Below are 8000 nucleotides of genomic sequence, written 5' to 3' on the forward strand. Positions count from 1 at the left end.
CAGAGCTCCGATCCACCAAGGCTTTAAGGCGTGGCCCCATCCGAGGCGGATGGAGGCTTTCGCCAAGCGGACGTTTCAGAGGTCCGAGAAGGGTGGGAAGTTGTCATTGGCCTTTGTCCCGAGGGCGGACGTTGCTGGTTAACGAACCTTAAGTATCGCGCCAAAGCCGCTCGTGCTTAGGCTGATCGCATGATCACACGGCGTGATTTCTCCCTTCTGTTGTCCGGCAGCCTGGCGGCTCCGGCGGCGCCGGCGGCGCCGGCGGCGGCCCCGGTCCCCGCACTCCGCCGCGCGGAAGCTCGTCGATTGCAAAAGTACGCCGAGACGACCCACCCGCGCGGTTGGGAAGCCGCCGCGGATCCGGCGTGGCGGTCGGGTTGGGACCGGCTCGCGGCCGAAGCGGATGACCTGACGACGGAGGCCTGGGTCATGGGCCTCATGGCTCGGTTGGCTTGGTTCCGCGACGGACACACGACCATCTACACGTATATGGTCAAGCTCCCGGGCTTCGACCTTGACCTGCCGATCACAGCCAGCCCCTTCTTCGACGGCCTCTACGTCACCGCCGCCAAGGCGGAGGGGGCGGCGTTGCTGGGCGGCCGGATCGTGCGGGTCGACGGGGTCGCCGTCGAGCAGGTCCTGCGCGCCTTCGCAGCCGTATGGCCTGCCAACAACCCCGCCGGGGCCTATCACCACGCGCGCCTCGCCCTGAAGCCTGCGGTCCTGCGAGGGGCACGACTGGCCGGGCCGGCAGCCTCGTCAGCGCCGGTCACCCTTGAAGCCGAGGTCGAGGGGTCAGTCGTCAAGGTCGCGCTGACGCCGCGTCCGAATGGTGGCGACGCGCTGGTCGCACTTTCACGCAATCTCTGGCCGATCGAGACCTGGCGACCGGGCGCCCAGGCCAACTTCGTCCATGCAGACGGCAAGGTGCTGGTCATCGCCTTCGATCGGCTGAGCGACAAGCGCGACTCGATCTTGGCTTTTGTGCGTGACGCCTTTGCGGCGATGGAAGCCCCTGAGATCGAACGTGTCGTGCTGGACCTGCGCCGTAACGACGGCGGCAGCAACCTCATGGGCGAGGGCCTGAGGAGGCGCCTCGAACGGTCCCGATTCAACCGGCCCGGCGGCCTTTACGTGCTCACCAGCGGGAAGACCTTTTCCGCAGCCCAGAACCTGACCTCGCGGATTGAGCGGGAGACCTGGGCGATATTCGTGGGCGAACCCAGCGGCGGCGCGCCTAACCACTACGGCGACGCCATGCCGTTCCAGGCCGACGGGTTTCCGGCGTATGTCTCGACCCTCCCCTGGTTCGACTCCCACCCCTTGGACAAGCGCAACTGGACCATGCCCGACGTCCTGGTCCCGCTCCGATTTGCCGACTGGGCGGCCGGCCGGGATGCGGCGATGGAGGCCGCATTGGCCCATATCGACAACCGGACGCTCGATGACCTGAGCGAAGCGCGCACCATGTATTCCGACCGCCCCAGCCAGAAGACTGAGTGGAAGCCATTCTGGATGTGAACCTCAGGCCCTTGTGGTTCGCCGAAAGGTTGCTCGCGTAGCGGATGTCAGACAACGGTGGTGGGCGACCCGCTGATCCAGGCGGTGCGCGCGAGACCCCTCTCTCTAAGAGAGAGGGGTCTCGAATGTCCGACTAGGGTCGCAAGCGGCCAAGCGTGTATTTACCGAGTCCGGCCGTGCAATCAGGGACACACCCTCATTGCCACTCCCCCTACCCCCGCTCCTTCGTCCGCTCGAACCGCACCTTGGGGAAGCGCTCGGCCACATAGCCGATCTCCCAGGACGACTTGCCCAGGAACACCGGCTGTTCGTCGATGTCGTGGGCCATGGCCGTGCGGTGCTTGTTGACGAAGTCCTCGACGTCGGCGCGGTCGCCGCCCAGCCAGCGGGCCTCGGAATAGGGAGCGTTCTCGAAGATGCAATCCAGGGCGTATTCGTTGGCCAGGCGGTCGGCCATGACCTCGAACTGCAGCTGGCCCACGGCGCCGACCACGAAGTCGGAGCTGCCGATCATCGGGCGGAACAGCTGGGTCACGCCCTCCTCGGCCAGGCCTTCCAGCGCCTTCTTCAGGTGCTTGGCCTTCAGCGGATCCTTGACCCGCACGCGGCGCAGGATTTCCGGGGCGAAGTTGGGCAGGCCGGCGAAGCGCAGCAGGCCGGTCTCCGACAGGCTGTCGCCCACCCGCAGCACGCCGTGGTTGGGAATGCCGATCACGTCGCCGGCGAAGGCGTCCTCGGCCAGTTCGCGGTCGCTGGCGAAGAACATGATCGGCGCGTTGACGCTCATGGCCTTGCCGGTGTTCTGGGCCTTCAGCTTCATGCCGCGCGTGAAGCGGCCGCTGGTCAGGCGCAGGAAGGCGATCCGGTCGCGGTGATTGGGGTCCATGTTGGCCTGGACCTTGAACACGAAGCCCGAAACCTCCGGATCGCCGGGGGCCACATGGGTCTCGACGCCGGACTTGCTGACCTTGGCCGGGTGCGGCGGCGGGGCGTAGGCGCCGATGCCGGCCAGCAGTTCGTTGACGCCGAAGTGGCGCAGGGCCGAGCCGAAGAACACCGGCGTCATGTGGCCCTCGAGGAAGCTCTGCACGTCGAACGGCTTGGCGGCCTCGGACACCAGCATGGCGCCCTCCTCCACCTCGGCCAGTTCCTCGGGGTCGAGGTACTGGACGACGGCGTTGGACTTCAGCGAGACCGGGTCGGGATGGCCCTCGTCGTCGGTCGAGCTCTTCTTGGCGTAGGGGATGAACTTCTGGCCGCGCAGGTCCAGCATGCCCTTGAACCGCCCGCCCGAACCGGCCGGCCAGTAGAGCGGCGCGGGGTCCAGGGCCAGCTTGGACGACACCTCGTCCAGCAGCTCGAACGGGTCCTGGGCCTCGCGGTCCATCTTGTTGATGAAGGTGATGATCGGGATGTCGCGCAGGCGGCACACCTCGAACAGCTTCAGGGTCTGGGGCTCGATGCCCTTGGCGGCGTCCAGCACCATGATCGCCGCGTCGGCGGCCGTCAGGGTGCGGTAGGTGTCTTCCGAGAAGTCCTCGTGGCCCGGGGTGTCCAGCAGGTTGAACATCAGGCCGTCGTGGTCGAACGTCATGACGCTGGCCGACACCGAGATCCCGCGCTCGCGCTCGATCTTCATCCAGTCCGACTGGGTGCGACGCGCCGCGCCGCGGGCGCGCACGGCGCCGGCCGCGCGGATCGCCCCACCGGCCAGCAGCAGGTTCTCGGTCAGGGTGGTCTTGCCGGCGTCGGGGTGGCTGATGATCGCGAAGGTGCGCCGACGGGCGGCCTCAAGGGCGAGGGAGGTGCTCATCCTCGGGGGTTAGCTCCCCGAGGCCGCCTTGTCACCCTTTCCCGACGTCCTGGCCGCCGGCTTGGCCGTTTCGGACGCCCCGCCCGGCGCCAGGGCCTTGTCCGAGTCGGCGGCCTTGGGGTCGATGGTCTTCAGCATGGCCTGGGCCGCCTCGACCTCGCCGCCGCCGTGCGGATTGCTGGCCAGGGGGGTCAGCACGAGGCGGGCCAGATTCACGTCCTTCACCTGAATCAGGGCCCGGGCGGCGTCGAGGCGCAGGTGCCCCACCTGCGGCGCCAGGATCACCGCCCGGACGCGGATGTCGACCATGGCGTCGGTCAGCGGCTCCAGGCTGCGGGCTTCGGCGTAGCCGTGCAGGGTCTCGGGATTGTCCGGATTGACCTTGAAGGCCCGGGCGAAAAACTTGCCGGCCTGGGCGAAGTCCGCGGCGCGCTGGGCCGGATCGTCCGCGCCTGCGGCCAGGCGGCTTTCCCCCAGCGCCACCAGCGCATCCTCGTCCTTGGGATCGGCGGCCAGCAGCGTGTTCAGCGCCGCCTCGCCGGCCTTGCGATCGCCGAACCCGGTCTCGGCCCTGGCCAGGACAAGTTGGCTGAAGCGATCCTTCGGCCGCTTGGCGGCGGCGGCCCGGATGTCGGCCAGAGTCTCGGCCTGGTCGTCCTTGGACACGCCCAGCTTCAACTGCTGGCCCTCCAGCAGCAGGTCGTCAGCGCCGGGCGACAGGTGCGTCACGGTGATCGCCGGTTCCAGCGCGCCCGTCCGCTGCAGCGCGCCCGCCGGGATGGGCTTGTTCATGTAGGTGCGCAGCTTGCGGCTCAGGCCGTCGGGCTCGTCGCCATAGACCTTCTTCCACGCCTTCACCGGGTCGTCGCCGTCGCGCACCGCATCCAGATAGGGCCCCAGCAGCTTGTGCCGCGCCGGGTCCGACAGGATGTAGTGGGTCAGGAGCCAGGCCTGGGCGTAGTAGGCGTAGATGTCGCGTTCCTTGAGGGCGCCGGGACGCTTGCCCAGCACATCCTCCATCGGGATCCAGCCGCCCGGCTGGGTCAGGCTGTAGGCCCGCCCCCGGTTCACCCCGCCCACCACCATGCGCGACTTGGCCAGGTCGGCGGTCATGTAATATTCGGCGTAGCCCTCGACGAGCCAGGCCGGATAGGCGCTGGGATAGTACTGCAGCATGAAGTGGTGCACGTATTCGTGCAGCACCGTGTCGTCACCCTTGTTCAGGTCGCCTTCGCCGGCGCCGTCGCGGATGGCCACCACGAACACCTCGGGCACCGACGCCAGATAGACGCCGGCGATGCCGTCCTTGGCGTTGGGCAGCACGCGCTTGAGCTGCTTGAAGTCGCCGACCAGATAGACGGGCAGCTTGCGCGGCGTGACCTCGTCCTTGGGTCGGCCGTGCAGGCGGCGCAGCAGGGAGTCGAAATCCTCCAGCATCGAAGCATATTCGCGAACCGACTTCTCGCTGCGGCCATAGACCACGAAGTGATCGCTCTCGGCCCGCAGCCATTCAGCCCGCGCCGGCGATCCTGCCGCCAGAAGCGCGGTCGCGACCAGCCCCGGCAAAGCCCCGCGGCTTTTCAGAATCCCCCACAGACCCACGCGCTTCCCCCTCAACGTTGCGTTGAAGCTATGCAGGGACGGCGGGCGGGCGCAAGGCCCAGGATCAGTCCGCGGGCGCGGCCTTGTCGTCCGCCCCGGCGGCCTCCACCGGACGGCGGCGGGCCACCGCCTGCTCGAACCGGGCGCGGGCCTGCTGCCCCTCGGGACCGGCGTGCGGGTTGTTGAACACCGGCTCCAGGATCGCGGCGGCCTCGTCGAAGCGGTCGCGTCGCATCAGGGCGTCGGCGGCGCCCAGCCGGAAGGCCGCCACCTGCGGCGCCAGTTGCTGGGCGCGCAACAGGACGTTGACGACGTTGTCGCTGGGATAGCCCGCCTCGCCGCGCCGGCTGATCCCGTAGTCGTAGAGCAGCAAGGGGTTGTTCGCATCGACCGCGAAGCCCTTGCCGAACCAGTTGCGCGCCTCGTTCAGCAGCGCGGCGGCGTTCGGCCGGTCGGCGCGAGCCTGCAGCATGCAGGACCAGCCCAGCATCTGCAGCGCCTCGACGTCGCGCGGATCCGCCTCGATCCGGCGCTTGAGAAGGGCCTGGGCCTTGGAGCGGTCGCCGAAGTCGTTCTCGGCCCGGGCCAGGGTCAGATCGGCCAGGCGATCGCCGGGATAGCGGGCGGCGCGCTCGCGGATCATCGCCAGGACGGCGGGCCGATCGGCGGACGGAACGCCCATCTTCAGGCGCTGGTTCTCGAGCAGCAGGGCGTCGGCCGAGGCCGGCAACCGCGCAAGGGCGGCTTCGCTCGCGGCGGGCGCGGGCCGAGGCATCCGCAAGCCCGGCAGCTTGCCCATGTAGCGCTTGAGCGTGGGTTCCAGATCGGTCAGCGGCATGCCCGCCGCCGTGACCATCTCGGCGACCGGATCGCCGCCCGCCGCCACCGCCCCGGCATAGGCCGTCAGGCGCTTCAGGCGGTCGGGATCGGATATCATGTAGTGGGTCAGGAGCCAGGACTGGGCATAGAAGGCGTCGACGTCCCGATCGCGGCCCTCCAGGGCCCGGCGGCCCAGGATCTGGCCATAGGGCTCCCAGATACGGCCGCGCAGCCAGGCGATCCGCTCGTTGGTCACGCCCAGTTCGATGACGTCCGGCTTGAACCGGGCCGTCTTGAAGTATTCCGCATATCCCTCGACAAGCCAGGACGGATAGGCGGCCGGCGCATGCTGCGCCATGAAATGGTGGGTGTATTCGTGGAACAGGGTCTGACGCCCCCGCTCCTCGCCGCCCTCCAGGCTCATGATCGCGAAGACGTCGCCGATCGAGGCGGAATAGAAGCCGTTCACCTTGTCGTCGAGATCGGGCTTCACCCGCAGTTGGTCGGTCCGGCGACGCACGAGATAGATCGGCAAGGGCCGCCCGTCGGACCGCTCAATCGCCCCATGCAGGGTTCGCAGCAGTCCGTCGAAATCCTCGAGATCGCGGGCGAAATCCTGCAGCGTTTTCTCGCCGACGTTTCCGTACAGAACGAAGCTGGGCGTTTCGCTGCGCAGCCAGTCGCCGTCGCCGGCCGCCCTGGCGGCTCCGGCCCCGATCAGCGGCGCGACGGCGGCGGACAGGGCGAAGGTCCGTCGGGACATCAAGCACTGCGGCATGCGGATTCTCCAGGCGGCTTAAGCAGTTGTGGCACGTCGGCGCGTCGTCGAACAACCCTACGGTGCAGATTGAATACGCCTGAAACGTGACGATCGCTCCCGCCGCGACGCGCCGCCCGCCCCGTGACGTTTCGCGCCGTACCCAACCCACGAAAACCCAGGAACAACCCTAGTCAGTGCGGGGTTTTGGAGTCATGCTGATGTTACTGCGGACCAGCCCCCGTGAGAGGGGCGGCCGCGAAAGAGGAAACGACAATGGCTATGGTTCACGAGCCGCGTCATCAGCGCGGCGTCTGCACTCCCCAAGGCAACGCCCTGTGCTTGGGAGTGGCGCTGGCCGGCCTGGTCGTGGTGGCGATGATCCTGACCTGGTTGTTCAGCCTGATCGGCCTGTTCGTCTAGGCGATCGGGACTTTCAGTCCACCGGGTCTCAGGACGCGGCGATCAGGCCGCCAGACGCCGCCAGACCTGGCGGTCGGCTTCCACATTGCTCAGACCGCCGGCCTTCTGGCGCTCGAACAGCGATCCCATGATTTCGAGACCCAGCTGCGCGTAGCGCACCTGCACCTGGTCGACCAGGCAACCGCGCGACGGCGCGATGAACAGGGCCGCGTTGATGTCCGGCGCCTTGGCGATGATCAGGGCGGCCAGGCGCTGGGCCTTTTCCAGGTCCTTGTGGTGCAGCAGCGGCTCGGCGGCGTACAGTTCCTGGCCCAGCTTGGCGACATAGTTCAGCGACACCTGAGCGAAACGCTCGCTGGTGATCGGCGGGGCCAGTTCGGCCGAGTCGAGGCTAAGAACGACGTCGTTGAGCAGGAAGAGCATCGGAACCTTGCTGAAGCCTGGTGGCGGCGGACGGGGAGGTCTGGAGACGTGCGTCACCCTGCCGCATCGAGCTTTCGTTCCGGTTTAGGAGCAGGGTTAACGCCGCGAAAATGAGACGCCCGGACAAACGTCTGGACGCGGAACAAGGCTTGGCGCGACCGCTCCGGCGCCCCATGTGGAGGCTTGGTTCCGCCGGAGGCAAAGCTTGATCCCGTCCGACATCTCGACCCGGGACATCGCCGCCGCCCTGCGCGACGACGGCTTCCGCCGCGTTCTTCCCGACCAGATCGACGCGCTCTTGGGTCAAGAGGCCGTGGCGGGGTGGGACGCCTTCGCCGACAGCTGGAACGACCTGGGCCTGGACCGCTTCATGGCCGACGGCGGCCGCTATCGCCGGCGGCGCTTCGCGGCCTTTTCGGCCTCCCCCGAGGGCGTCGTCCGCAAGCCGCACCAGCCGCACTATCAGAGCCGCGACTACAACGGCCTGAACGGCGGCGTGCAGCGCTGGTTCGAGCCCGTGCGCGACGCCGTGGTCGAGCATCCGGTGACGCAAGGCCTGCTGGCCGCCGGCCTGGCGCTGTTCCACCCGTTGACCGTCGATCCGCCCAAGGCCTGGCACGTCGAGCTGCACCAGTTCCGCAT

7 protein-coding genes are annotated in these 8000 nt (G+C 68.2%); 3 read left to right on the forward strand and 4 right to left on the reverse strand.

Translation table 11 applies throughout. From position 1 onward, the window contains the following. The first annotated feature begins 306 nt into the window (after nucleotides 1-306). Nucleotides 307-1521, forward strand: a complete 1215-nt coding sequence (locus tag AC1DZ6_RS13660; protein ID WP_477097708.1) for a hypothetical protein — start codon at nucleotides 307-309, stop codon at nucleotides 1519-1521. Nucleotides 1522-1732: 211 nt separating this feature from the next. Here the strand turns inward: AC1DZ6_RS13660 and AC1DZ6_RS13665 are convergent, their stop codons facing one another. From AC1DZ6_RS13665 to AC1DZ6_RS13675, 3 genes are all read right to left on the reverse strand, one after another. Then, on the reverse strand, nucleotides 1733-3334 hold the full coding sequence (locus tag AC1DZ6_RS13665; protein ID WP_477097709.1) for a peptide chain release factor 3: 1602 nt from the start codon (nucleotides 3332-3334) through the stop codon (nucleotides 1733-1735). 9 nt (nucleotides 3335-3343) lie between these two features. Continuing rightward, nucleotides 3344-4936, reverse strand: a complete 1593-nt coding sequence (locus AC1DZ6_RS13670; RefSeq protein WP_477097710.1) for a DUF1570 domain-containing protein — start codon at nucleotides 4934-4936, stop codon at nucleotides 3344-3346. 64 nt (nucleotides 4937-5000) lie between these two features. Continuing rightward, complete coding sequence (locus AC1DZ6_RS13675) at nucleotides 5001-6533, reverse strand: hypothetical protein (protein WP_477097711.1); 1533 nt, start codon at nucleotides 6531-6533, stop codon at nucleotides 5001-5003. 255 nt (nucleotides 6534-6788) lie between these two features. On the opposite strand from AC1DZ6_RS13675, the gene AC1DZ6_RS13680 reads away from it, so the two are divergent. Next, the gene (locus AC1DZ6_RS13680; protein WP_477097712.1) at nucleotides 6789-6935 is read left to right on the forward strand and encodes a hypothetical protein; all 147 of its coding nucleotides are present in this window, start codon (nucleotides 6789-6791) and stop codon (nucleotides 6933-6935) included. 42 nt (nucleotides 6936-6977) lie between these two features. Here AC1DZ6_RS13680 and AC1DZ6_RS13685 read toward each other — a convergent pair whose 3' ends face one another. Continuing rightward, entirely contained in the window at nucleotides 6978-7358 is a 381-nt protein-coding gene (locus AC1DZ6_RS13685; RefSeq protein WP_477097713.1) for a hypothetical protein, read from the reverse strand. A gap of 220 nt (nucleotides 7359-7578) precedes the next feature. On the opposite strand from AC1DZ6_RS13685, the gene AC1DZ6_RS13690 reads away from it, so the two are divergent. After that, nucleotides 7579-8000, forward strand: a 422-nt coding sequence (locus AC1DZ6_RS13690; protein ID WP_477097714.1) for a 2OG-Fe dioxygenase family protein, incomplete at its 3' end; no start/stop codon positions are given.

The sequence above is a fragment of the Caulobacter sp. P1_B12_2 genome (assembly GCF_056406675.1).